The sequence below is a fragment of the Ewingella sp. AOP9-I1-14 genome (assembly GCF_052375995.1).
In the GTDB taxonomy this organism is placed as follows: Bacteria; Pseudomonadota; Gammaproteobacteria; order Enterobacterales; family Enterobacteriaceae; genus Ewingella; species Ewingella allii.
On record NZ_JBQSVA010000002.1, the window covers coordinates 225,323 to 248,134 of the forward strand.

Genomic DNA, 22,812 nt, shown 5'->3' on the forward strand with positions numbered 1-22,812 from the left:
CCTTTGTATTTTTTATATTCACTGCGCAAACCCCAAACAATAAAAAGAATGAGAATCATACGCATTGCGTTTTGATCAGTAAATCATTTAAACATACTAAAAATCCTAACCCCAACAAGGACCTGAATATCCACTAGCGACAGGCTTTAAAAAGACCTAGACTTATGTAAGACATAATCTTACAGGGGGTTTGATGCCAAGAACCATAACCGTTAATGTTGGGGATGGGGATGGGGATGGGGATGGGGATGGCATCCGCCCTGGTTGACGCCATCAATATCATACCGTTGCAGACAAACAGCGGGTAGGAGATTATGAAATCATTAGATATAAAAAATACGATCTTCAATAATTCAAAGGATGATACTAATGCAGGATTCATCTTAGCTCTACAAATAATACCGATAATATGAACATAAATGCCACACACATTATGTTACTATAGCCTTCAGATCTTTCTCTCCCCTTGGTTTGTTATGCTTATGTTAATGAGATAACATTTTTAACCTTATGTTTTTAAATGATTAAATACCCTTAAAATTATAATTCCCATATAAAACCCCAACTTATTACAATTTACCTAATAAGTTTTATAGTAAAACCCGTCTTCACTTCCCTCTCGACTTATAAGATAATTATTAGAACAAAAGGAACCTGAAATAATAAAAATATTATCTACATCGAACATGCTTTCATTAATTGCACGGAAGCAGGACAGCGCCTCATAGTCTATTACGTCCTTATAATCTGATTTTTAGACGTTTAACAAAGGGAGTTTTGCAATATGGAAATGAAATCACTGCTTAAAGTCACCGCGCTGGCCTGCCTGATGGCGGCGGCTGCAAATGCGGTAGCTGGGCCGAGTGCCAATGTGCAGGTTAAAGGCACGGTGACACAGGGGGCCTGTACGCCAACATTAACTAATAACGGTGTTTACGACGTGGGAAATATCAGCGTTGATCAATTAAAGCCCGCTGGACAAAATATGTTTGAAGCCCCGGTAAAAACAAACGTATTCCGAATTGTATGTTCTAGCCCAACAAAGGTCGCCATGAGTTTATCAGATAACCGTTCTGATTCCGTATCGAATGAATTATTTGATTCAGAAAATTATCCAGGGATGATGTTGGGGTTAGGAAAAACCTCATCGGGCAAAAATATTGGTAAGTGGTACCCAAAATGGGATTTGAACAGTTTAAGAGCCAGCGGCCCCTATGATGTCCTTGAAAGCGAAGATAAATCAAACTGGGAAAAATTTGATTACGGCTACGCTATAATGACTGTCACGGAGGGGAGTCCTGATCATCTAACGGTTTCTGATGTAGGCTCTTTAACGCCAAAAGCTATCACAAGTTTATCTATGAATATCTTTACACGGGTGGGCCTATCATCTGCAGTATCCAGCATTACCGATGTGGAAAACATTGACGGCAATGCAACATTATCTATTGATTATTTATAAAGGGCCTGACAATCGGCCTGTACGTCTGCTTATAAAGTAGCGTTACGACGAGTTTTTGGCTGAAAATTTTTAAATGATATTTAAATTATAAATATCGTGATTAAGAACGAGTTATTAAAAAAAATGAACTCAATAATGTAAGAAATACATGGAGAAATACACAATGGAAATGAAATCACTGTTTAAAGCCACCGCTATCGCCGCCCTGCTGGCGTCCGCGACCTCCGCCTTTGCGGGCCCGACCGCCACCCTGCGCATAACCGGCACCATCACCCCGGGTGCCTGTACCCCGGTGCTGGCCAACGGCGGCATTATCGACTTCGGCGCAACGTCAGTCGACTCTCTGCCCTCTACCGGCACCCTGGCACTGGCCGGCAAATCGGTGACCGCCACCGTGACCTGTACCGGTGCGACCAAAGTGGCCATGAGCTTTGTCGATAACCGCGCAGACTCCGTGCCAGCGCACAGCAATGAGGCCACTACGGCTTCCAGCGCATTTGGTCTGGGCAAGTCAGGCGATATCAAAATTGGTTCTTATGGCCTGAGCATTGTCAGCATCAACGGCGACGGCACCGCCGGTGACCTGTTGATGAGCAGCGACAAAACCGCGTGGAGCAAAATGACGCTGGACACCTTCGCTAACAACAATACCGCGCAGCAGTACCTGACCTTTGCGGCTACCGGCACCACCACGCCAAAAGAAGCGACGGTGTTCACTTTCGACCTTAAAGCGACGCCTGCCCTGAGTTCGGCGCTAACCGGAATTACCGAAACGGCAAACCTGGACGGCAACGCGACCATTAACTTCGAATATCTGTAAGCAGGATGAGGGCGTCCCAGCGGGCGCCCTGAATATGCGGCAAAGCGAAACGACAAAAAAGGAAATCACTGAAATGGAAAACAAAATGATGAAAAATATCTTTAAAGTCACCGCGCTGGCCTGCCTGATGGCGGCGGCGTCAAATGCAGTAGCTGGCCCGAGTGCGAATTTACAGGTTAAAGGCACGGTGACGCAGGGGGCCTGTACGCCAACATTAAGTAATGGTGGGAGTATTGATTTAGGGGAAATTGGAGTTAATCAGATAACTTCCTCAGGTTTTGGTTTTTCACGACAGAGCTTCGATTTAAATATAAATTGCAGCTCTGCAACTAAAGTTCAACTTTCAACCATAGATAACCGTGCGGATACGGCTGATCGACGAGCATTTCCTAATATAGCAGGGGGGGGTGTTAATAATGGATTAGGTAAAACAGCTGATGGTGTGAAAATTGGAGCGTATACACTTGCATTTTATAAAACCGATGGCACGCTTGTTGCTGACGGCGAAAATAAACCAATAGTTTATAATCAAGGAGGGCCGTCAAATTGGTCTAATGTACCGGCTGGTGGATGGACAACTCTTGCGGCTAGCAGTTTTACTATTTCTATAGCCGAATCCGGTAGTGTAGTGCCAACACCTATTCAGAATGCAACTTTTAAATTTGGTGTATTACCTTATTTATCTCCAGAAATAAAGAATGTTGTGGAAGCTCTGAATATCGATGGCAATTTAACCTTTAATATTAATTATTTATAATTCCTTAAAAGAAAGCAAGCGTAGGGCGGATAATCGCAGCGCCATCCGCCGTATTCTTTTTGAGATTCCAATGATTTGTGTTTTGGCGGATGGTAATAGTTCACCTGCCCTACAAACTCACGTTTTTTATTTTCTATTACGCACAGGCTTGGTTATGCACCTGTACGCCTGCTCATAAAATAGCATTGCGGCTTTTTTTGGGCCAATAAAACATTCTAAATAGCATCAGAAGTTATTAAGTCGGCAGTTGAAGTGGGTTCATGGAGCAATAAAGATTAATGAACTCAATAATGTAAAAAATACATGGAGAAATACACAATGGAAATGAAATCACTGTTTAAAGCCACCGCTATCGCCGCCCTGCTGGCCTCTGCGACCTCCGCCTTTGCGGGTCCGACCGCCACCCTGCGCATCACCGGGACCATCACCCCGGGTGCCTGTACCCCGGTGCTGGCCAACGGCGGCATCATCGACTTCGGCGCAACGTCAGTCGACTCACTACCCTCTACCGGCACGCTGGCGCTGGCCGGCAAATCGGTGACCGCCACCGTGACCTGTACCGGTGCGACCAAAGTGGCCATGAGCTTTGTCGATAACCGCGCAGACTCCGTGCCAGCGCACAGCAATGAGGCCACCACCGCTTCCAGCGCATTTGGCCTGGGCAAGTCAGGCGATATCAAAATTGGTTCTTACGGCCTGAGCATTGTGAGCATTAACGGCGACGGCACCGCCGGTGACCTGTTGATGAGCAGCGACAAAACCGCGTGGAGCAAAATGACGCTGGACACTTTCGCCAACAACAACACCGCGCAGCAGTACCTGACCTTTGCGGCTACCGGCACCACAGCACCCAAAGAAGCGACGGTGTTCACCTTTGACCTGAAAGCCACGCCTGCCCTGAGTTCGGCGCTAACCGGAATTACCGAAACGGCAAACCTGGACGGCAACGCGACCATTAACTTCGAATATCTGTAAGCAGGACGAGGGCGTCCCAGTGGGCGCCCTGAATATGCGACAAAGCGAAACGACAAAAAAGGAAATCACTGAAATGGAAAACAAAATGATGAAAAATATCTTTAAAGTCACCGCGCTGGCCTGCCTGATGGCGGCGGCGTCAAATGCAGTAGCTGGCCCGAGTGCGAATTTGCAGGTTAAAGGCACGGTGACGCAGGGGGCCTGTACGCCAACATTAACTAATAACGGTGTTTACGACGTGGGAAATATCAGCGTTGATCAATTAAAGCCCGCTGGACAAAATATGTTTGAAGCCCCGGGTAAAACAAACGTATTCCGTATTGTATGTTCTAGCCCAACAAAGATCGCCTTTACTATCACAGATAACCGTTCTGATTCCATATCGAATGAAGTATTGGAATCGGGTAATTATCCATTTGCGTTAATGGGGCTAGGAAAAACTTCATCGGGCAAAAATATCGGCAACTGGTACCCGAGATGGGATTTGGACAGCTTGAGAGCAAGCGGTCCCTATGATGTTCTTGGAAGCGAAGATAAATCAAACTGGGTTCATGTGGCTCACCCCCACGCTATAATGCCTGCAGGCATTGATGGGGATAGAAATTATGTAACAGTTTCTGATGTAGGCTCTTTATCGCCAAAAGCTATCTCAAGTTTATCTATGAACATCATGACACGAGTGGGCCTGTCATCTGCAGCATCCAGCATTACCGATGTGGAAAACATCGACGGCAATGCAACATTGTCTATTGATTATTTATAAAATAAGAATTGGCTATCCGCTTAACATCAAGCCCGATGGTGACGTGTTTAATGAGCCATAAAAAAAAGCCCCGCTAAACCATCACGAAGCTTTAATCAGCGCGGCTTAAACTCATCCTTGGCGCAAAAACGGGTCCACTTTGACAATATTACTGGCGGGGAAATGGCCAAAACAGCGCGGCCTGCCCCCACACATCGTCCGTGTTGAAGCCTAACTGCCACACTTCACCATCATAAATGATGAACGTCTCGCCGAATTTATCCACTCGCGGCCCCTGATAGTTCTTGGCGATACCGTCGCGAGTTACGGTGTCTAATAGCACCTGACGCTCTGCGCGATCCATCGGCCCTGCGCTGAGGCGGGATGGCAGTTGCACCATCTCTTCGGGGCTGTATTTGAAGCAGTTCAGCGCGCACTGGTTGGCATAGAAGAACACCGGGTCCGGCCCGCGGCCGTGGGCCAGAATGCTGTAAGGCGCTTCGTTATGCAGCCACTGGTAGCGATCTTCCACCTCTTCCGGACAGAACAATCCCTGCCCCGTCAGCTGTTTGTAGCACTGATCGATTTTTTTTAGATTTTCTATGTCATTGGACAACGCCATGTTTACCCCCTGAAATTCAACCTGTCGAAATGTGAGTTAATCCTGCAATAAAACTCAATGAGGCTCTGTGGCTGAAAACGCAAAATAGTTCCCAATAAATGTAAACCCTACCGGCCAGCAACACATATGCTTTACTGAATATGTTTTCAGCGTTATGCTGCCGAACATTGTTTACAATTAAAGGCATTGGCATGTCATCACTTACCGCACTGCAACTGTTTAAAAATATGTCAGATGACACCCGTTTGACCATTATTTTATTGCTGAAACAGGCGGGCGAACTCTGCGTATGTGAACTGACCACCGCCCTCGAACTTTCTCAACCCAAAATCTCCCGCCATCTGGCGATGCTGCGCGAAAGCGGCCTGCTGCAAGATCGGCGCAGTGGAAAATGGGTACATTATCGCCTTTCGCCACACATCCCGGTGTGGGCCGCGGCTATAATCGACCAAGCCCTAATGAGCCAGCAGCAGCACATTGCCCAGCTTGCCCTGCGCGCCGCGCAGAACTGCGCCGTCCCGGCGGAATAACTGATTTTTTTCCCTAATAGTGATTAGGGAAAGTTTTATCTAATCATATATGAATTTTCATATATTAAGCATGATGGAGGCAGTATGATTTTGGCGGTGGCAATTTTTGTATTCACCCTATTCTTGGTGATTTGGCAACCCAAAGGCTTGGGTATCGGCTGGAGCGCCCTGCTCGGCGCGGTGTTGGCGCTGGTGTCCGGGGCGGTGCATCTCAGCGATGTGCCGGTGGTGTGGAATATCGTGTGGAACGCCACCGCGACGTTTATCGCAGTGATCATCATCAGCCTGCTGCTGGATGAGTCCGGATTCTTTGAGTGGGCGGCGCTACACGTGGCGCGCTGGGGAGGCGGCAAAGGCCGCTGGCTGTTCACCTATATTCTGCTGCTGGGCGCGGTAGTGGCGGCGCTGTTTGCCAACGACGGCGCGGCGCTGATCTTAACCCCCATCGTGATTGCCATGCTGCTGGCGCTGGGCTTCAGCCGGGGAGCCACGCTGGCTTTCGTGATGGCGGCGGGCTTTATTGCCGATACCGCCAGCCTGCCGCTGATTGTCTCCAATCTGGTGAATATCGTCTCCGCCGACTTCTTCAAACTCGGCTTTAACGAGTACGCGGCGGTGATGGTGCCGGTGAATATCGCCTCGATAGTCGCCACGCTGGTGATGCTACACCTGTTCTTTCGCCGCGATATCCCTGCCAATTATGATCTTGGCAAACTGCGCGAGCCGCATCAGGCTATTAGCGATCCTCTGACCTTTAAAACCGGCTGGCTGGTGCTCATTCTGTTATTAATCGGCTTCTTTGGGCTGGAACCGCTGGGCGTGCCGGTCAGCGCCGTGGCGGCGGTTGGCGCACTGCTTTTATGGGCGGTGGCGAGACACCAACGCATTATTGATACCGGCAAAGTGCTGCGCGGCGCGCCGTGGCAGATAGTGGTGTTTTCGCTCGGCATGTATCTGGTGGTCTATGGGCTGCGCAACGCGGGGCTGACCGACATGCTTTCTGCCCTGCTCAATCGCTTTGCCGAACACGGTCTGTGGGCCGCCACGCTGGGCACCGGTTTCCTCACCGCCTTGCTCTCTTCGGTAATGAATAACATGCCGACGGTGCTGGTCGGCGCGCTGTCCATTGACGCCAGCACCGCCAGCGGCGTGATCAAACAGGCCATGATTTACGCCAACGTGATTGGCAGCGATTTAGGGCCGAAAATCACCCCGATTGGCAGCCTGGCAACTCTGCTCTGGCTGCACGTTTTGAGTCAAAAAGGCATCAAGATCGGCTGGGGATACTACTTCCGCGTCGGCATCGTTATGACCCTGCCGGTATTACTGGTGACACTCTCCGCATTGGCCTTACGCCTCTCTTTCTAAGGAAAAATGTTATGACGAAATCGACTGTAAAGATTTATCACAACCCGGCCTGCGGCACCTCGCGCAACACGCTGGCGATGATCCGCGCCACCGGCACAGAACCCGAGGTGATTTTATATCTCGACACCCCGCCGTCGCGCAATGAACTGGTACAGCTGATCGCCGCGATGGGCATTACTCCCCGCGCGCTGCTGCGTAAAAACGTGGAGCCATACGCCGAATTAGGGCTGGCCGAGGATAAATTCAGCGACGACCAGTTGGTTGATTTCATGCTGGCCGCGCCGATTTTAATTAATCGCCCAATAGTAGTGACGCCGCTGGGCACGCGGCTTTGCAGGCCGTCGGAGCAGGTGCTGGCTATTTTGCCCCACCCGCTGCCGGAGCCATTTATTAAAGAAGATGGCGAAGTGGTCGAGCCTATATCTCCACTTCAATCACTTTAATCCCGGCATTCCTCGCCAGTTTGATGCACTCCGCCGTGTCCTCTCCGCCGGGGAAAGCCAGCAGCAACTCCGGCTGGCTATCCTCGAGCATAAAGAGGTTGCGGCGGATTTCGGCATATTTACCATACAGTGACCAGTTGGCCGGATAACGCACCACGTGAGCACTGTTTTCCCTCGCCCAGCCCTCTATTACCCCGCCCAGCGATTGGTGGCCGCCGTGAATAACCACCGAAATCGCTATCGACTGATGATATAAATCCAGCACCCGCGTGACAGAATGCATATCGGCATAAAACCGACCGGCGCAAATTAATACTCTCATCCATCTTCACCTTTGTATAAATAGGTTGTTGTTATTATCTTGATTAAATTTCCGGTCTGTTTTCACTGATCAGAATATTGTCATTGCCTAAACGTTCAATAACGGGATAAGCAATTGCGGCAATATGATGATGCACGCGACGATAATCACGTAATACGCGCTGGAATATATCTCCAGATTCCGCCCAAGCATTTTTATCCTCCCGCAATTTTTTAAAATGCTCACGGCTGGCCGACGCCTCAAGTTGGCGAATCGACTCTTTGCGCGCCACCAGCTGGTGCGCCGCCGAGAGGTCTTCCCCCAAGAATGCCGTCACCGCCAGACGCAAACTGGTGAGCACTTCCCAGTGCAGCAGCCGGATGTTGTTTAACTCGAACTCGTTGAACAGCTCGCCACGGCGCGAACGGCGCGTCGCCAACTGGGTCAAGTTGCTGGAGAGAATGTCCCCGGCGTGCTCGAAATTGATCACAAACATCAAGATCTCCTGCGCGCGGTCGGCATCCGAGTCACTCAAACCGTCCTGCCCGAGATCCGCCAGATAGGCGCGAACCGCCGCGCTGAGCAGATCAAGCGACTGATCGACTTGACGAATTTCGTCGGCGACGCCCTGCTCAAGATGCTGGAACAGCACGAACAGCCGGTCGAGCATAATGGTCAGCATGTCCGCCACCCGCAGTGATTCCCGCACCGAGTTAGACAGCCCGAGGTAGGCGACGTCCAGCCCGGCTTCGTCGAGATACATCGGCATGCCCGGATCGCCAACGCGCTCTTCTTCCGGGAACAGCGCCTCCAGTACCTGCGCCAGTGGGGAAATCAGCCCGATAAACACCAGCGCCAGCACCACGCTAAACGCCGTGTGGAACCACACCACCAGCTGCGGCGTGGTGAGCGCCAGGCTTCTCGCGCCGTCGGCCAGCAGCGGCAACAGCAGTAATGCCACCAGACTGCCCAATACCCGAACCAGCAGATTGCCAATCGGCAGGCGGCGAGCTACCGGCGTTCCGGCGCTCAACACCGGTGGCAAGGCGCCGCCGATATTGGCACCCAACACCAGCACCAGCGCGGTTTCTTGATTCATCACTCCGGTAGTGGCCAGCGAGGCAATCAGCAAAATCACCGCCACGCTGGAGTGGCAAATCAGAGTCAGAATCATCGCCACCATCAGGGCAATCAGGGTGTCGCCCTGTAGCCCTTGCATCACGGCGTGAAACACCGGAGTCGACTCAATATGCTCAAGCGTGCTGCCCAACAGGCTGAGCGCCAGCAGCATCAAACCCAGCCCGATCATGGCGCAGCCCGCACTTTCAAAGCTGGAGTGGTCGCGCATTTTGAACACCACAAAGCCCCCCAGCATCAGCAGCGGGATAGCAATCGCGGTGTTAAAGCTCATCAATTGCACCACCAGCGTGGAGCCAATATTGGCACCAAGCATCACCGCCAGCGCGGGGGAAAGGCTTAGCGTCCCGGCAGCGGTAAAGGAGGTTGCCATCAGGCTCACGGCGGTGCTGCTTTGCAGAATGCCGGTGATGCCGATGCCGGACAGCAGCGCCATCCAGCGGTTGCTCAAATGGCGGCCCATCCAGTGACGCAGTTGGGTGCCGAATCCGCGCTGTAGCGCGGTGGAAATCATATGGCTGCCCCACAACAGTAGGGCAATGGCGCCAGCCAGGTTAATTAACAGGGTGGTTCCAGACAGAGTAGTTCCGAACATAATTATTCCCCCTTATTCAGGGATGGTGCTTTGGTAAAACGCAGTAACCTGATCGAAATTCGATTAATAGCGCTGGCGAAATCTAAAACAGTTTTAGTTTGGGTATAACTTATTTTCTCCTTGCTGTACCACTTCAGAGAATTAACGCGCAGGATGCGGGTTACTTTCATTAAAAATAACACCACCAAAATGATGATCTTATTTTTAATCAGCAAAATAACGCCACGCTTAGGTCTAATTAAATAAGCGTGTTTCATGGTGACTTCCTATAACTCTTTTCCTTTATTCAAACGAGTGCCGCGATTAGACGACACCCGTTTGAGGTCACATCAATAAAGATTATTTCTGTTCAATCTTAATGCCACTGTTTGAAGCGACGGATATAAATGGTTTTCATGCCCTGCGCCACGCAGCAGTAGGCCAGTAAGGTGCCTGCCAACCATGGGAAGTACTGCCACGGCAGTGCCTGCAGCCCGACCAATGGCCCCAGCGGCGAGAACGGCACATAGATACCAATCGCCATCACCATGCCGGTCATTAACAGTACCGGCAGCGCGGCCGTACTCTGAATGAACGGGATCTTCTGGGTACGCAGCATATGCACCACCAGGGTCTGTGACAGCAGCCCTTCGACAAACCAGCCGGACTGGAACAGCGTCTGCATATGTTCACTATTGGCGCTAAACACAAACCACATCAGCGCGAAGGTGGTCATGTCGAAAATCGACGAGGTTGGACCAATCCACACCATAAAGCGGCCGATGTTTTTCGCGTCCCACTTACGGGGTTTTTTCAGGAACTCCTTATCAATTTTGTCCCAAGGCAGAGCAAGTTGTGAAATATCGTACATAAGGTTTTGCAGCAGCAACTGAATCGCCATCATCGGCAGGAACGGAATAAACGCACTGGCCACCAGCACCGAAAACACGTTGCCGAAGTTGGAGCTGGCGGTCATGTTCAGGTACTTCATGATGTTGCCGAAGGTCTCGCGCCCCTTGAGTACCCCCTCCTCCAGCACCATCAGGCTCTTTTCCAGCAGGATGATATCGGCAGACTCTTTGGCGATATCCGTGCAGCTGTCGACGGAAATCCCCACGTCGGCGTCGCGCAGCGCCGGGGCATCGTTAATCCCATCGCCGAGGAAGCCGACGGTGTGGCCGTTAGCTTGCAAGGCTTTGAGTACCCGTGATTTTTGCAGCGGCGTCAGTTTGGCGAACACCGTGCGCTCTTCCACTAAAATTTGCAGCGTGGCGTCATCCAGATGCTCCAACTGCGGACCGAGCACCGGCTCGCCCGGCTCCAGCCCCACCTGACGGCAGATGCGCGTAGTGACAATTGCGTTATCCCCGGTTAGCACTTTCACCGCCACGCCGATATTTTGCAGTGCGGCAATGGCCGGGCCTGCGGTCTCTTTCGGCGGATCCAGGAAGGTCAGGAACCCGCGAATAATCAGGTCGTGCTCATCTGCCGTGCTGTACTGAGGCTTGGTATCACCCTTTTTAATGTCGCGAGTGGCTACCACCAGCACGCGGAAACCGTCTTTGTTGTAGTCGTTGGCCATCGCCAGCAGCTCATCGCGACGCGTCTGATCCAGCTCCACGACTTTGCCGTTTTCATGCATGTGGGTCGAAATGCTCAACATCTCTTCCACCGCGCCTTTGCACACCAGCAGGTGATTAGCCTGTTTATCCTTCACCACGATCGACAGGCGGCGGCGGATAAAGTCGAACGGCATCTCGTCAACCTTGCTATACCCCTCCGGTTTGACGAAGTTCGCCTCGTTTTCGGAGAAGTAGATCACCGCCTGATCCATCAGGTTCTTAATGCCGCTCTGGTGATGGCTGTTCAGCCACGCCAGTGACAGCACTGACTCATTCTTCTGCCCGGCGGTATCAATGTGGTGCTCGAGAATGATTTTATCCTGAGTCAGCGTGCCGGTTTTGTCGGTGCAAAGCACGTCCATTGCGCCTAAGTTCTGAATGGAATTCAGACGCTTAACCACCACTTTGCGTTTCGCCATCGCCACCGCGCCTTTGGCGAGGTTGGCACTGACAATCATCGGCAGCATTTCTGGCGTCAGGCCGACCGCCACCGCCAGCGCGAACAGCAGCGCGTCCCACCACTCTCCCTTCATCACGCCGTTAATCATGAACACCACTGGCACCATCACCAGCATGAAGCGGATCAGCAGCCAGCTCACGCTGTTCACGCCACGGTCAAAGGCGGTTTGCACGCGGGTGCCGACGATGGCTTTCGCCAGTGAACCAAAGTAGGTTCGCGGCCCGGTCGCTACCACCACCGCCTGCGCCGTGCCGCTGACCACGTTGGTGCCCATAAAGCAGATGTTCGGCATATCCAGCAGGTTGTCATTGTCCATTGCCACTTCGCTGGCTGACTTCTGCGCCACGTCGCCCAGCGTGTCGTATTTCTCAACCGGCAAGGCTTCGCCGGTTAACACCGCCTGGCTGATAAACAGGTCGCGAGACTCAATTAGCCGCACGTCGGCTGGGATCATGTCCCCGGCATAGAGCTGCACGATGTCTCCGACCACCAGCTCGCGCATTGGGATTTCACACAGCTTGCCAGGCTTGCTCACGCTGTCGCGGCGCAACACGGTGGCGGTGGTTCTGACCATCGCTTTCAACGCTTCGGCGGATTTTGCCGAGCGATGCTCCTGCCAAAAACGCAGTAATCCGCTAAGGCTAACCATCGCGCCGATGATGATAACGGTAGTCAAATCCCCCTCATCGCCGCTGTGGGTTGGCAGCCAGTAGTCGGTAAAGAAGCTGATGCTGGCAAGGGCTAACAGGATGTAAATAAACGGGTTGTTAAACGCCTTGATCAACTGCACTAGCGCGTGAGGCGGCTTATCGTGCGCCACTTCGTTATAGCCATCTTTTTCCAGTCGCGACGCCGCGTTGGCGTGCAGCAGCCCCTCTTTGGTGGCTCCCATGTTAATCAGCGTGGTCGCCACGCCATTTTTGGCTTCCTGGGCGGCACGCATTGACAGCGCGTTGGCCTTCGGATTTTTTTTATCCCGGGTTTTGTGTTCTACAGTCATGGTAGTGCTCCTGTCGCCAGACAATAGGGAACTCTTCACGGCATAAGCAGAGTTGCAGGCAGCCGGAAATAGTCCGTATCGTTTATGCGATCGGTTTTTAATTAATTTTGCGCAAGCGTTCCCGCCATTCAATTAATGAACGGAGTAAAACATTTTGGTTTTATTTATTTACGCATAGCTTCGCCGTCCTGAATATTTAAATAAATTCAGGCAATCAAAAAATACGCAAATAATAACTGATGGCACCTCGGTGACAGATTGCGTGACGCGTTTAGCCTTAATCCACTCAGGGATTAACGCCACGACGCCGCCAGGGGTGATATCAGGCAGAGAAGGTCCGACTTTGTGGGTCTTCGGTATCAGAAAAGGTGCAGCGTTGCTCCAGCTGGCCGGTGACAGGACTGACACGCCAGTTAGTAACACGCTGATTCAATTCATTGATTTTAGTTGAAAAAATCGAATTGGAATGTTTTTTACGCGCAGCCAAAGTCCGATCGCGGGACGGGCGAACGCGCAAAGTGGATGTCAGTGCTTTGACATCAGGGAAAAGGATCATTTTGAAGTTCATAACACACCTCGGGACCGTGATACTTCAGGTTGAGGTGCTAAGACACAAGAGACTAAGCTCTGGCGAGGCACACCCGAACGATGAAATGATCACAATCAATTTCATGTTTATTATTCCGAACCGCTAAGAAAGCGTCATTCGGCAAGTGACTAGATACAGTGTCCATTATTCTCTTATGTTAAGTTAGGAAAGGCCTCAACTTCCGGCCCGTGCAATCTACCCATGAGCCATAATATTGTCAACCCGCAAAGTAATAATAAATAGGTTTGTTTATATTCTGGTGATATTCGCGACCTCATTGCTGGAAAACATTAAACTCAAATAGAAAGGTTATTACATTACATTTACTCAGATGATTATTAGCCACGGCGATTTCCCCCTTGGCGAACTCATCCCCCTTCTCCGCTGGTCCGGCGTTTTCCCGCGCGGTTCAGTCCCCGCGCGAGGGTTAAGCAGAGAAAACGGACTATCAGCGCGGAGCCTTGGCCAGCGCATTGATCTGTTTAGCTTCAATCACATAGCGGCCTTTAGCTCCCCGCGCCGCGTTCAGCATGGCGTTGCCGAGGCTCTCCGTGGTCACTAAGCGATTGGGGAATAACTGGCGGAACAGCGCCAAGACGGGCTTGGTCCAGCGATAAAACGCCCGATAACTGGCGGTTTTCGACTCAATACCGTGCAGCGGCACAATCACCCCAGGGCGGAATAAATAGACGCTAGCGAACGGCAGCTTTTGCAGGTCATTCTCGGTTTTGCCTTTCACCCGTGCCCACATTACACGGCCCTTCTCGCTGCTGTCGGTCCCAGTGCCCGAGACATAAGTAAAGGTCAGATTTGGCGAGTGCTGCGCCAGCTTTTTGGCGATACCCAGCGTCAGGTCATAAGTTTGGCGGCGATACTGCACTTCGCTCAGGCCCGAGGCGGAGATCCCGAGGCAGAAGAAGCAGGCATCAAAGCCTTGCCATTCGCTTTCATCCAGCGTTTCAGGTTGCAGCAGGTCTGGCAGCACCACCTGGCGCAGCTTGGGGTTTGTTTCTTTTAAGCGGCTGCGCCCGACGGTGGTGACTTGCTCGACATCCGCCGCCAGCAGGCATTCGCGCAATACGCCCTGCCCGACCATGCCTGAAGCTCCAAAGATGATAATTTTCATTACGCGATGTCCTTAATGTCGCCGATATGGCGATGATGGCCCAGCATACTGAGATCTCAGGTGCGTTGTGAGTGGCTAATCGTGGCTTAGCCCGCCGCCACCTGCTGTATCAGCCAGTTCTCAAAGCTTTTAATCGCCGGGGTTTTGGCGCGCGATTTAAGCTGGGTCAGCCAATAACTGCCAAGATCTACTTCTATCGGGAATGGCTGCACCAGCTGGCCGCTCTGCACTTCGCGGCTAAACATGTTGGCTGGGACCAGCACCGCGCCGCCGCAGTGAATGGCGCTTTCCACCATTAGCCGCGAGGAGTCAAACACCGGGCCGCCAATGCGCCACGGCGTGATTTGCGCGGCGCTGAGCCACTGATCCCACTCATCCTTGCGATAAGTGCGCATCAGCGGATGGCGTTTCAGGTCCTCTGGCGTCTGCAATTGGCGGGCAATCTCAGGGGTACAGAGCACGGTCAGAGGCGCGTCCAGCAACTTAAGGTTTTGCGTCATCGGCCACTGGCCATTGCCGAAACGGATGGCTAAATCCATGCCGTCAGAGGCCAGATTCACCACGTTATTGTTAGTCAGAATGCGCAGATCGATAAACGGATGAGCTTCGCGGAATGAGGCCAGCCGGGGCATTAGCCAGCCCACGGCAAAGGTACCGACCACCGCCACGGTGAGCACCTCGTGAAAATGGCCGTCCTCAAACTGATGCAGCACCGCGCTGATGCGCTCAAAGGCGTCACTGAGAACGGGAAACAGCGCCTGACCTTCCTCAGTCAAATCTAATCCCCGTGGCAGACGGCGGAACAGCACGATACCCAGCTGCTCCTCGAGACTTCTGACCTGCTGGCTGATGGCGGCCTGTGTCACGCACAGTTCCAACCCGGCGCGGGTGAAACTTAAATGACGGGCAGAAGACTCGAAGGCTCGTAAGGCGTTTAATGGTAGTCGGTTGCGCATGGCGTGTGGCATAAGTTTTCCTTTAGGCTCCCTGAAATTCTTGTCGCTTGTGAGAAGATGGCGAATGGATAAAACTTATTCGCGACGTCAAACGATTCATCTAAATCCATTTATTTTTTCAATACCTGAGAATTCACCATGAAAAAAAACCAGATGTTAGTTCTGGCTCTGTTCCCACTGACGCTATTAAGTGCATCCGTCAGCGCGGCCACCGACAAAGCCGAGATCGATAAAATAATCCAGCCCTTGATGCAGAAATACCATGTGCCGGGCATGACCATCGCCGTCTCTGAAAACGGCAAGCACACATTCTACAACTACGGCGTGGCCTCGAAACAGACCAAGGCCCCAATTACTAACACCACGCTGTTTGAAATTGGCTCGCTGAGCAAAACCTTTACCGCGACGCTGGCGGCCTATGCCAATAATCAGGGCAAAATAGACTTCAACGATCCGGCAAGTAAATACCTGCCGTCGCTGAAAGGTTCTGCCTTCGACCATGTCAGTCTGCTGAATCTGGCAACCCACACCTCCGGTCTGCCGCTATTCGTACCGGACGACGTGACCAATAACACCCAGTTGATGACTTACTACAAAAACTGGCAGCCAAAGCATGCGATTGGCACTTATCGGGTTTATTCCAACTTGGGTATCGGCATGCTGGGGATGATCACCGCGCAAAGCCTGAATATGAAATTCAGCGACGCGATGGAGAAGCAACTGCTCCCAGCCGTGGGCATGACCCGTACTTATGTCAACGTGCCAGAAGATCAGATGCACGACTATGCGCAAGGTTATAACAAGGCTGATAAGCCGGTTCGGGTGAATCCCGGCCCGCTGGATGCCGAGTCTTATGGCTTGAAATCCAACTCGCTGGATTTAATTCGCTTCCTTGATGCCAATATGCAAGTGAAGAAAATCGACGACTCATGGCAGAAAGCCATTAACGATACCCATACCGGCTATTTCAAAGCGAGCGAATTCACCCAAGATATGATGTGGGAAAGCTACGCCTACCCGCCAGAACTCAAGCAACTGGTGACCGGCAATGCAGCGGGGATGATTATGGAGGGTATGCCAGCCACCGCCATCACGCCGCCAAAACCGGGCACGCCTGAGAACTGGTATAACAAAACCGGCTCCACCGGCGGGTTCTCCACCTATGCGGTGTTTATCCCGTCGCGCAAAATTGCCGTCGTGATGCTGGCAAACAAATGGTTCCCGAATGATGACCGGGTCAACGCGACTTACAACATCATTCAAACACTGGAAAAATAAGCTGGACTGAGAGAGCGCGGTAAGTGCCGCGCTCATAAGATATTCTTTAGTTGGCCCCTTGCCGATTAAGGGTGGCGCTTCCCCGGCATTCGCTTGGAAAACCGAATAGCATCTGAAGGCGTTGAATATGCATTAGCCTCTTTTTTTATCTTTATCAACATTTTTTGTAGATACAGACGGTTTTCAACGCCAAGTTTTTTTTCGATATTATTGACGTGCTGACTGACAGTTTTGACACTGATCGACAGATTATCGGCGATTTGCATCGGCACAATGCCGTCGGCCAACATGCGCATCACACACCATTCCCGCGCCGTTAATTTGGCAAATCTGTTTGAGGGTATCGCCATATTAATGTGCCATGTCAAAGCAGGTCAGGCTGTCTTTCCATGGTGAGAATACGCAAGAAGCCAGTTCGTGCATACTGTCGGTTTTATAAACAATCTCTTTCTGGCCGGTGACGGAAATTAATAATTTCACGGCGTCTTCATTAGCAACTTGAGTATAAATCACCAATTTGCTACGCGGCCATTTAGATGAGAATGAACGGACAAATTCAATGCATTCGAACACATCATCATCGCGGCTGAATAACTCCATAACCACCACGTCGATCTCATTGCTTCGAAGATTAACAGTCAGATCACTGATATTGGATGCGGCCATCACGTTAATCCCCTTGGAATTAAAGTAAACAGAAAGGCCATATTTAATATAGGTATCGGCGTCCATCATTGCGATATTAAGCATATCTATTCTCATGATAAAAAAAATGCCACAGCATCGTGGCAAATATTCCCTGGTGTGGAACAGAAAGCGTTGCCAAATAAAGCGTGGTATACCCTCCATCGGGTTACGCAGGCAGCTGACCAAGCATCTGGGGATGAGGTATTAATCGGTCAGCATGGAACCATAAAACGAGTTATTGCGAGGGATAATAATCAGCGAAATCATCATGAGCTGTAGGAAATGGATGACAAGACTACGACACTCATTCGACATGAGTCCGCGAAGGAAAAAGCAAATATAAACGCACTAACAACGAAACAGATTATCTTAAAAGTGATTACAGAAAAACGCCTATTTTCTATTTCATTCTGACTACACACCCCGTAGTCCAGCGCCTACGCCGCCTGACGAATTGGCTGATTTTTCCCTTTATTTAAATAATGTTTAATAAGAAAAATCTTGATGGAATGACGCCAAATGTTATTCCACGAATTTTTTATTACGTCATTTTTTCACTTTAAGTTAAAAGGAAACAGCCTGCCCGTTTAGTGACCGCTTATTCCTTTTAATCCTCTAACTCAAAATGAGTAATGATTATGAATGCGCCATTAATATCTGCCCGACGCCAACCCCGTGCCGAGTGGGGTGAAATCCCCACAGCCGAGATTAAAGAGCCGATACTGATACCTCCGCGGCTGACGATGTTGCATTCAACACTATTACGGCGCGAGTCAAAGAGGCTAAGTTAACCCAGAACTCAATCTGACAGTGACATGGACAACCAAGTCAGCTGACTTTAGTGATGAAGGGGAACAGCCAGAGCTCTGCTTTCCTCCTTTTTTATCCCTTGCCCAGCATCTCGTATCAGCCAAATCATCACCCCCTGTAGGAACTGGCCTACAAAGGCGAATTCATCTTGTTATAGGGAGTGCGGCTATTTAAGATACGAATAATCTTACAGTCATCTACTCTTATTCTTAGAGACTGCGACAGCATTTACTTTAGGTTGGAATAATAATGAGTCGATTTCTTATCGTTGATGACCATCCCTTGGCCCGTACCGCAATACGCTTTTTGCTAGAAAATAACGGACATGAAGTGGTGGCTGAAACCGCCGATGGTCAGGAAGTTTTTGGTTTGATGGCCGAGTTAGAACCAGACATGTTAATTATTGATATTGATATAAATAATATGGACGGGCTGGAAGTGATCGAAAATTTAAGAACCCAGCGTAACCACACGCCCGCCATCGTCATGAGTGGTAAAAATGCCGACTACTACGCCCTGCGTAGCGCGAAAAGCGGGGCCAACGGCTTTATCAGCAAGAAAAATAACCTGTCTGATTTAAATATTGCCATTGAAGCCGTGCGCAATGGTTATGGCTATTTTCCCCTTAAAAGCCATAGCAACGCCTTATTAGAAGAAACCACCAGCGATGCCGAGCGAATTAAAACCCTTTCCACGCGGGAATTTCAGGTTTTGCAATATTTAGCTCAGGGCATGGAAGTGATCACCATTGCCACTAGAATGAAAATAAGCAATAAAACCATCAGCACCTATAAAAGCCGGTTAATGGACAAACTGGGGCTGAAAACACGGACGGAGTTACTCGACTTTGTCAGACGTAACCAGATTTCATGACCCAGTGACAGGCCCAAAGTAATGTTAAAAGTGCTTTTTGTTTTACTGCTGACGTTATCCATGTCGGTGCTGGCCGCGCCGCCACCCCAACAATTGATGATTTACAGCCGCCAGCAACAGCCTGAATTGAAGTTCCACCTCTCCGACGCCGACTGGCGCTGGCTGGGCATCAAGAAAGAGCTGACGGTCGCCACCTGGGAGCCGCAAAACCAGCCGATGGATATCGTGGTCGCTCCGGCCACCTTTGAAGGTATCTCCGCCGATTATCTGCAAATCGTCAGCCGCCAGCTCGGCGTGCAACCTCGCCCGGTGCGTTTTGAAAGCCGTGCCGAGGCGCTGATGGCAGTGGAGTCCGGTCAGGTGGATATGATGATTGACGACCACGGCTCGCCAGACATCGACCCACAGCGCTTCTCAGCCAGCCTCGCCTATTTGCCCAATCATCCTGCGCTGGTCACCAAAGAAGCCACCGACATGGACAAACCCACGCCGGGTAAGCCTTTCAGCCTGGTGGTCGCCAAGAATTACTTGTCTGATGCCCAGATCAAAAAGCTCTATCCCGACGCGCAGATAACCCGTTTCCCCTCAAGCCAAAGCGCTATTTCCGCCCTGGCCTACCGCCATTACGACTACCTGCTTGGCAATATGGCCAATGTCAGTTTCTTCATCGACAGAAATTACAGCAATAGCCTGTCGGTAGTATCCGTCTCCCCGGCTCTCGACGCAGGAGCACGCTTCGTGATGCGCAAAGACAATGCCGTGCTTTTGCGCGCGGTCAACAGCGTGCTGGCCGCCGTCACGCCGCTGCAACAGGACGCCATCATCAACTCCTGGTTCCTCGGACCGGACTTCTTCTTCCTGCACCAGCCGGTGAAAATGACCGCCCACGAGCAGCAGTGGATTAAAGAGAATCCGGTGATTAAGGTGATCGCCAATCCGTTCTACGCGCCGATCAGCCTGCGCGACGCCGACGGCAGCTTCCACGGTATTAGCATGGACCTGCTGCATCTGATTTCCCTGCGTACCGGCATTCATTTCGAGATGATCCCCGAAGGAAATGTCAGCAGCATGGCCGACGATTTGGTCAATCACAAAGGTGATATGATTGCCGCTCTGAGCCACAGTACGCTGCGCGAAGATAAGATGACCTTTACCCGTCCTTTCATGTTTGCACCTTTCGTTCTGGTGGTGCGTAATGATGACAAAGCGCCGACAGAGCTGGGCGGCAAGATGCGCGTGGCGGTGGTCGACGGTAATCAGATTCAGCAGAGATACGCCGAGCTGTACCCAGAAGTGGTCTGGCTCCCCGTGGCCAATGCCACCCTAGCCATGAAATTGGTGGAAGAAAAGCGCGCCGACGCCGCGATTCATATTCAAACCGGTGCCAGCTTTATGATTGACCGCTACTTCGCCGGTCGGCTGAAAATTGCCGCCCGCGTAGGCGATCAGACGGCCACCGTCAGCTTCGGGGTGCGTAAAGATCAGCGCGAGCTTGAAGGCATTCTCAACAAGACGCTGGCCGATATTCCGCCACGCGCCTACGCCAAAATCTTCAACAAGTGGCAAGGCAGCCCGGAAGTGCCGCTGGAAACCTGGAAGCTCTACAGCACCCAATATTATTTGATGTTCGGGCTGGCGGGCATATTGGTGATCAGCACCCTGCTTTGGGCCTTCTGGCTGCGCCGGGCGATGAAAGTGAAGCAAAAGGCGCAGGCCGCGCTGCTGCTGCAGCTTAACTTCCGCGACACCCTGCTAAACGGCTCGCCGACGCCTATTTACGTGGTGAACCGTCACGGCGAGGTGATAAGTCACAACCGCGCCTACGACCAGTTCTTTGCACAAGTAGCACCCGAACATATGGCGCTGCCGCTGTTTGACCAGCGCCATCCGCTGTCGCCGTTACTGCCTGCCCTTGAGCCGTTACTGTCACAGCAGCAAAATGAACAAGACGGCCACGAATACCAACAGCGCGCCACCCTGTTTAATGGTGAAGAACATCGCATTGTCGCCCACTGGACCACGGTATTAAACGACCATAAAGGGGCGATTGACGGGCTTATCTGCGGCTGGCAGGACATCACCGATTACGAAAATCTGTTGGTGGAAGTCTCCGCCGAAAAAGATAACGCCCAGCAGGCCAACAAGGCGAAAAGCACCTTCCTCGCCACCATGAGCCATGAGATTCGTACCCCGGTCAGCGCGATCATCGGCCTGCTCGAACTGGCAGAGAATAGCCGCAATGCCGACACGCCAGACGGCGAGGCTCTGCAACTGGCTTACACCTCGGCTCAGTCGCTGATTGAGTTAGTGGGCGACGTACTGGATCTGGCGAAGATTGAGTCCGGCAACCTTGAGCTTTCGCCGCAGTGGGTGTCGCCAGTGCAAACCTGCTCCTCGGTGGTCCATATTTTTGAAGGCTTGGCCCAGCAGAAAGGGCTGAAGCTGAGCTGGGATAATCGTCTGACGCAGGATATTGAAGTCTGGCTCGACCCGCAGCGGCTGAAACAGGTGCTCTATAATTACCTGAGCAATGCACTGAAATTCACCACGCGCGGCACGGTGGGCATTGAGCTATCAGGCGCGCAGAGTTCCGAGGATCGCCTGCAAATGCAGGTGGTGGTGCATGATACCGGCATTGGTATCAGCGACGAGGACCAGAAAAAACTGTTCGTGCCGTTTAAGCAGCTCGACGCGGGTAAAAAGCAGACCGGCACGGGATTAGGCTTGGTGATCAGCGCCGAGTTAATCCAGCTGATGAGCGGCACCTGCCGGTTCGACAGCCAGCCGGGTCAGGGAACGCGGGTGATCCTCACCTTCGACCTGCCTGCTCGCGCGGCCCTGCATTCGCCTGCGGTGACCGAAGACGGTCTGCGCTTTACGCCGCGCTCGCTGGATATTCTGATTGCCGATGACCACCCGACCAACCGCCTGCTGTTGCGCCGTCAGTTGACGTCGCTGGGGCATCGGGTGATTGAGGCGGTGAATGGCGAGCAGGCGCTGCGGCTATGGCAGGAGCATCATGTTGACTTGGTGATAACCGATTGCCATATGCCGGTCATGAACGGATTAGCGCTGACGCGCGCGATTCGCCAAAACGGCCAACCTGCGGTGATTTGGGGGCTGACGGCTAACGCGCAGGCCGCCGAGCGCAAAGCCAGTCTGGACGTCGGCATGAATGAGTGCTTCTTCAAACCCCTGCGCATGAAGCAGCTTAACGCGGCGCTTCATCAACTGGCGTTGGTGATTTCTACCCCGCCACCGCTGGAAACCCTGCTCGACCTGCCGAGCCTAAGGTCGCTGGCGATGAAAGATGACGCCCTGCTCAAGCAAATGCTAGAACAGACGCGGGATGAGAACCGGCGCGACGCGGCGGCAGCCAGCGCGGCGTTGGAAAAAGAGGATTGGCTCAGTTTCGCCGAGGCGCTGCATAAAATCAGCGGCGCGGCGCAGATAGTCGGGGCCGAGCAGATTGAGGAGATGGCCAGCATGATGGAGGATCAAACCTTTGGTAATCCGGACGCCGAGGCGCTGAATACCGACTTCCGCCAGCTGTGTGCCGATATCCTACAGCTCGACCAAGCCATTCGCCTGTGGCTTATCGCCAATGACGGCCAGCAAAGCTAAAAACTGACTCACCGCCGGTGATGTTTCACCTCGTCTGGTCGCCACGCCTTGCTTTG

The 22,812-nt window shown here is 51.8% G+C and carries 21 protein-coding genes; 11 read left to right on the forward strand and 10 right to left on the reverse strand.

The window, feature by feature from the left end; all coding sequences use genetic code 11:
• The first annotated feature begins 784 nt into the window (after positions 1-784).
• The 5 genes from ACT3RT_RS06280 (at position 785) to ACT3RT_RS06300 (ending at position 4,777) form a co-directional block, all read left to right on the forward strand.
• Entirely contained in the window at positions 785-1,462 is a 678-nt protein-coding gene (locus ACT3RT_RS06280) for a DUF1120 domain-containing protein (protein WP_496202678.1), read from the forward strand.
• Between the two features lie 163 nt (positions 1,463-1,625).
• On the forward strand, positions 1,626-2,282 hold the full coding sequence (locus ACT3RT_RS06285; protein WP_353501738.1) for a DUF1120 domain-containing protein: 657 nt from the start codon (positions 1,626-1,628) through the stop codon (positions 2,280-2,282).
• Positions 2,283-2,355: 73 nt separating this feature from the next.
• A complete protein-coding gene (locus ACT3RT_RS06290) occupies positions 2,356-3,039 on the forward strand; it encodes a DUF1120 domain-containing protein (RefSeq protein ID WP_496202679.1) in 684 nt (227 codons plus the stop codon).
• Positions 3,040-3,357: 318 nt separating this feature from the next.
• Positions 3,358-4,014: a DUF1120 domain-containing protein gene (locus tag ACT3RT_RS06295; RefSeq protein WP_496202680.1), complete on the forward strand. Its 657-nt coding sequence runs from the start codon at positions 3,358-3,360 to the stop codon at positions 4,012-4,014.
• 73 nt (positions 4,015-4,087) lie between these two features.
• Entirely contained in the window at positions 4,088-4,777 is a 690-nt protein-coding gene (locus tag ACT3RT_RS06300; RefSeq protein WP_496202681.1) for a DUF1120 domain-containing protein, read from the forward strand.
• A gap of 148 nt (positions 4,778-4,925) precedes the next feature.
• Here ACT3RT_RS06300 and ACT3RT_RS06305 read toward each other — a convergent pair whose 3' ends face one another.
• Entirely contained in the window at positions 4,926-5,378 is a 453-nt protein-coding gene (locus tag ACT3RT_RS06305; RefSeq protein ID WP_034789641.1) for an MEKHLA domain-containing protein, read from the reverse strand.
• Between the two features lie 191 nt (positions 5,379-5,569).
• On the opposite strand from ACT3RT_RS06305, the gene ACT3RT_RS06310 reads away from it, so the two are divergent.
• The 3 genes from ACT3RT_RS06310 (at position 5,570) to arsC (ending at position 7,719) form a co-directional block, all read left to right on the forward strand.
• Positions 5,570-5,908, forward strand: coding sequence for a metalloregulator ArsR/SmtB family transcription factor (locus ACT3RT_RS06310; protein WP_496202682.1), 339 nt, complete (start codon positions 5,570-5,572; stop codon positions 5,906-5,908).
• An 84-nt stretch (positions 5,909-5,992) separates the two neighbouring features.
• A complete protein-coding gene (locus ACT3RT_RS06315; RefSeq protein WP_496202683.1) occupies positions 5,993-7,276 on the forward strand; it encodes an arsenic transporter in 1,284 nt (427 codons plus the stop codon).
• An 11-nt stretch (positions 7,277-7,287) separates the two neighbouring features.
• Complete coding sequence (gene arsC, locus ACT3RT_RS06320) at positions 7,288-7,719, forward strand: arsenate reductase (glutaredoxin) (RefSeq protein ID WP_496202684.1); 432 nt, start codon at positions 7,288-7,290, stop codon at positions 7,717-7,719.
• On the opposite strand, the gene ACT3RT_RS06325 is transcribed toward arsC, so the two are convergent.
• From ACT3RT_RS06325 to ACT3RT_RS06355, 7 genes are all read right to left on the reverse strand, one after another.
• On the reverse strand, positions 7,694-8,041 hold the full coding sequence (locus tag ACT3RT_RS06325; protein WP_353501731.1) for a DUF2493 domain-containing protein: 348 nt from the start codon (positions 8,039-8,041) through the stop codon (positions 7,694-7,696). The two genes, arsC and ACT3RT_RS06325, sit on opposite strands and share 26 nt — an antisense overlap.
• 43 nt (positions 8,042-8,084) lie before the next feature.
• Positions 8,085-9,737: a Na/Pi cotransporter family protein gene (locus ACT3RT_RS06330; RefSeq protein WP_496202914.1), complete on the reverse strand. Its 1,653-nt coding sequence runs from the start codon at positions 9,735-9,737 to the stop codon at positions 8,085-8,087.
• Between the two features lie 17 nt (positions 9,738-9,754).
• Entirely contained in the window at positions 9,755-10,009 is a 255-nt protein-coding gene (locus tag ACT3RT_RS06335; RefSeq protein ID WP_496202685.1) for a hypothetical protein, read from the reverse strand.
• Positions 10,010-10,107: 98 nt separating this feature from the next.
• Entirely contained in the window at positions 10,108-12,813 is a 2,706-nt protein-coding gene (gene mgtA, locus ACT3RT_RS06340) for a magnesium-translocating P-type ATPase (protein WP_496202686.1), read from the reverse strand.
• A 322-nt stretch (positions 12,814-13,135) separates the two neighbouring features.
• Positions 13,136-13,381, reverse strand: coding sequence for a hypothetical protein (locus tag ACT3RT_RS06345; protein ID WP_485903210.1), 246 nt, complete (start codon positions 13,379-13,381; stop codon positions 13,136-13,138).
• Between the two features lie 469 nt (positions 13,382-13,850).
• Positions 13,851-14,528 carry a Rossmann-fold NAD(P)-binding domain-containing protein gene (locus tag ACT3RT_RS06350; protein WP_485903211.1) on the reverse strand — a complete coding sequence of 226 codons (678 nt, stop codon included), beginning with the start codon at positions 14,526-14,528 and terminating at the stop codon, positions 13,851-13,853.
• Between the two features lie 86 nt (positions 14,529-14,614).
• Positions 14,615-15,484: a LysR family transcriptional regulator gene (locus ACT3RT_RS06355; protein ID WP_353503944.1), complete on the reverse strand. Its 870-nt coding sequence runs from the start codon at positions 15,482-15,484 to the stop codon at positions 14,615-14,617.
• A 138-nt stretch (positions 15,485-15,622) separates the two neighbouring features.
• On the opposite strand from ACT3RT_RS06355, the gene ampC reads away from it, so the two are divergent.
• The gene (gene ampC, locus ACT3RT_RS06360; RefSeq protein WP_353501727.1) at positions 15,623-16,762 is read left to right on the forward strand and encodes a class C beta-lactamase; all 1,140 of its coding nucleotides are present in this window, start codon (positions 15,623-15,625) and stop codon (positions 16,760-16,762) included.
• Between the two features lie 65 nt (positions 16,763-16,827).
• On the opposite strand, the gene ACT3RT_RS06365 is transcribed toward ampC, so the two are convergent.
• Both ACT3RT_RS06365 and ACT3RT_RS06370 read right to left on the reverse strand, forming a co-directional pair.
• Complete coding sequence (locus ACT3RT_RS06365) at positions 16,828-17,112, reverse strand: helix-turn-helix domain-containing protein (protein WP_485903212.1); 285 nt, start codon at positions 17,110-17,112, stop codon at positions 16,828-16,830.
• Between the two features lies 1 nt (position 17,113).
• On the reverse strand, positions 17,114-17,512 hold the full coding sequence (locus ACT3RT_RS06370) for a response regulator transcription factor (protein ID WP_034789615.1): 399 nt from the start codon (positions 17,510-17,512) through the stop codon (positions 17,114-17,116).
• Between the two features lie 996 nt (positions 17,513-18,508).
• Between ACT3RT_RS06370 and ACT3RT_RS06375 the strand changes: the two genes are divergently transcribed.
• Positions 18,509-19,132, forward strand: a complete 624-nt coding sequence (locus tag ACT3RT_RS06375) for a response regulator (protein WP_396132556.1) — start codon at positions 18,509-18,511, stop codon at positions 19,130-19,132.
• Positions 19,133-19,153: 21 nt separating this feature from the next.
• Positions 19,154-22,756 (forward strand): transporter substrate-binding domain-containing protein, encoded by a 3,603-nt coding sequence (locus tag ACT3RT_RS06380; RefSeq protein ID WP_485903213.1) that lies wholly within the window; start codon positions 19,154-19,156, stop codon positions 22,754-22,756.
• The last annotated feature ends 56 nt before the right edge of the window (positions 22,757-22,812 follow it).

What these genes read in the sequence shown, in the direction of transcription:
- ACT3RT_RS06335 (WP_496202685.1), bottom strand. Translation starts at nt 10,009, where the DNA reads ATGAAACACGCTTATTTAATTAGACCTAAGCGTGGCGTTATTTTGCTG.
- ampC (WP_353501727.1), top strand. Translation starts at nt 15,623, where the DNA reads ATGAAAAAAAACCAGATGTTAGTTCTGGCTCTGTTCCCACTGACGCTA.
- ACT3RT_RS06285 (WP_353501738.1), top strand. Translation starts at nt 1,626, where the DNA reads ATGGAAATGAAATCACTGTTTAAAGCCACCGCTATCGCCGCCCTGCTG.
- ACT3RT_RS06345 (WP_485903210.1), bottom strand. Translation starts at nt 13,381, where the DNA reads ATGAACTTCAAAATGATCCTTTTCCCTGATGTCAAAGCACTGACATCC.
- mgtA (WP_496202686.1), bottom strand. Translation starts at nt 12,813, where the DNA reads ATGACTGTAGAACACAAAACCCGGGATAAAAAAAATCCGAAGGCCAAC.
- ACT3RT_RS06300 (WP_496202681.1), top strand. Translation starts at nt 4,088, where the DNA reads ATGGAAAACAAAATGATGAAAAATATCTTTAAAGTCACCGCGCTGGCC.
- ACT3RT_RS06365 (WP_485903212.1), bottom strand. Translation starts at nt 17,112, where the DNA reads ATGGCGATACCCTCAAACAGATTTGCCAAATTAACGGCGCGGGAATGG.
- ACT3RT_RS06315 (WP_496202683.1), top strand. Translation starts at nt 5,993, where the DNA reads ATGATTTTGGCGGTGGCAATTTTTGTATTCACCCTATTCTTGGTGATT.
- ACT3RT_RS06305 (WP_034789641.1), bottom strand. Translation starts at nt 5,378, where the DNA reads ATGGCGTTGTCCAATGACATAGAAAATCTAAAAAAAATCGATCAGTGC.
- ACT3RT_RS06290 (WP_496202679.1), top strand. Translation starts at nt 2,356, where the DNA reads ATGGAAAACAAAATGATGAAAAATATCTTTAAAGTCACCGCGCTGGCC.
- ACT3RT_RS06380 (WP_485903213.1), top strand. Translation starts at nt 19,154, where the DNA reads ATGTTAAAAGTGCTTTTTGTTTTACTGCTGACGTTATCCATGTCGGTG.
- ACT3RT_RS06295 (WP_496202680.1), top strand. Translation starts at nt 3,358, where the DNA reads ATGGAAATGAAATCACTGTTTAAAGCCACCGCTATCGCCGCCCTGCTG.
- ACT3RT_RS06370 (WP_034789615.1), bottom strand. Translation starts at nt 17,512, where the DNA reads ATGCTTAATATCGCAATGATGGACGCCGATACCTATATTAAATATGGC.
- ACT3RT_RS06325 (WP_353501731.1), bottom strand. Translation starts at nt 8,041, where the DNA reads ATGAGAGTATTAATTTGCGCCGGTCGGTTTTATGCCGATATGCATTCT.
- ACT3RT_RS06355 (WP_353503944.1), bottom strand. Translation starts at nt 15,484, where the DNA reads ATGCGCAACCGACTACCATTAAACGCCTTACGAGCCTTCGAGTCTTCT.
- ACT3RT_RS06375 (WP_396132556.1), top strand. Translation starts at nt 18,509, where the DNA reads ATGAGTCGATTTCTTATCGTTGATGACCATCCCTTGGCCCGTACCGCA.
- arsC (WP_496202684.1), top strand. Translation starts at nt 7,288, where the DNA reads ATGACGAAATCGACTGTAAAGATTTATCACAACCCGGCCTGCGGCACC.
- ACT3RT_RS06310 (WP_496202682.1), top strand. Translation starts at nt 5,570, where the DNA reads ATGTCATCACTTACCGCACTGCAACTGTTTAAAAATATGTCAGATGAC.
- ACT3RT_RS06350 (WP_485903211.1), bottom strand. Translation starts at nt 14,528, where the DNA reads ATGAAAATTATCATCTTTGGAGCTTCAGGCATGGTCGGGCAGGGCGTA.
- ACT3RT_RS06280 (WP_496202678.1), top strand. Translation starts at nt 785, where the DNA reads ATGGAAATGAAATCACTGCTTAAAGTCACCGCGCTGGCCTGCCTGATG.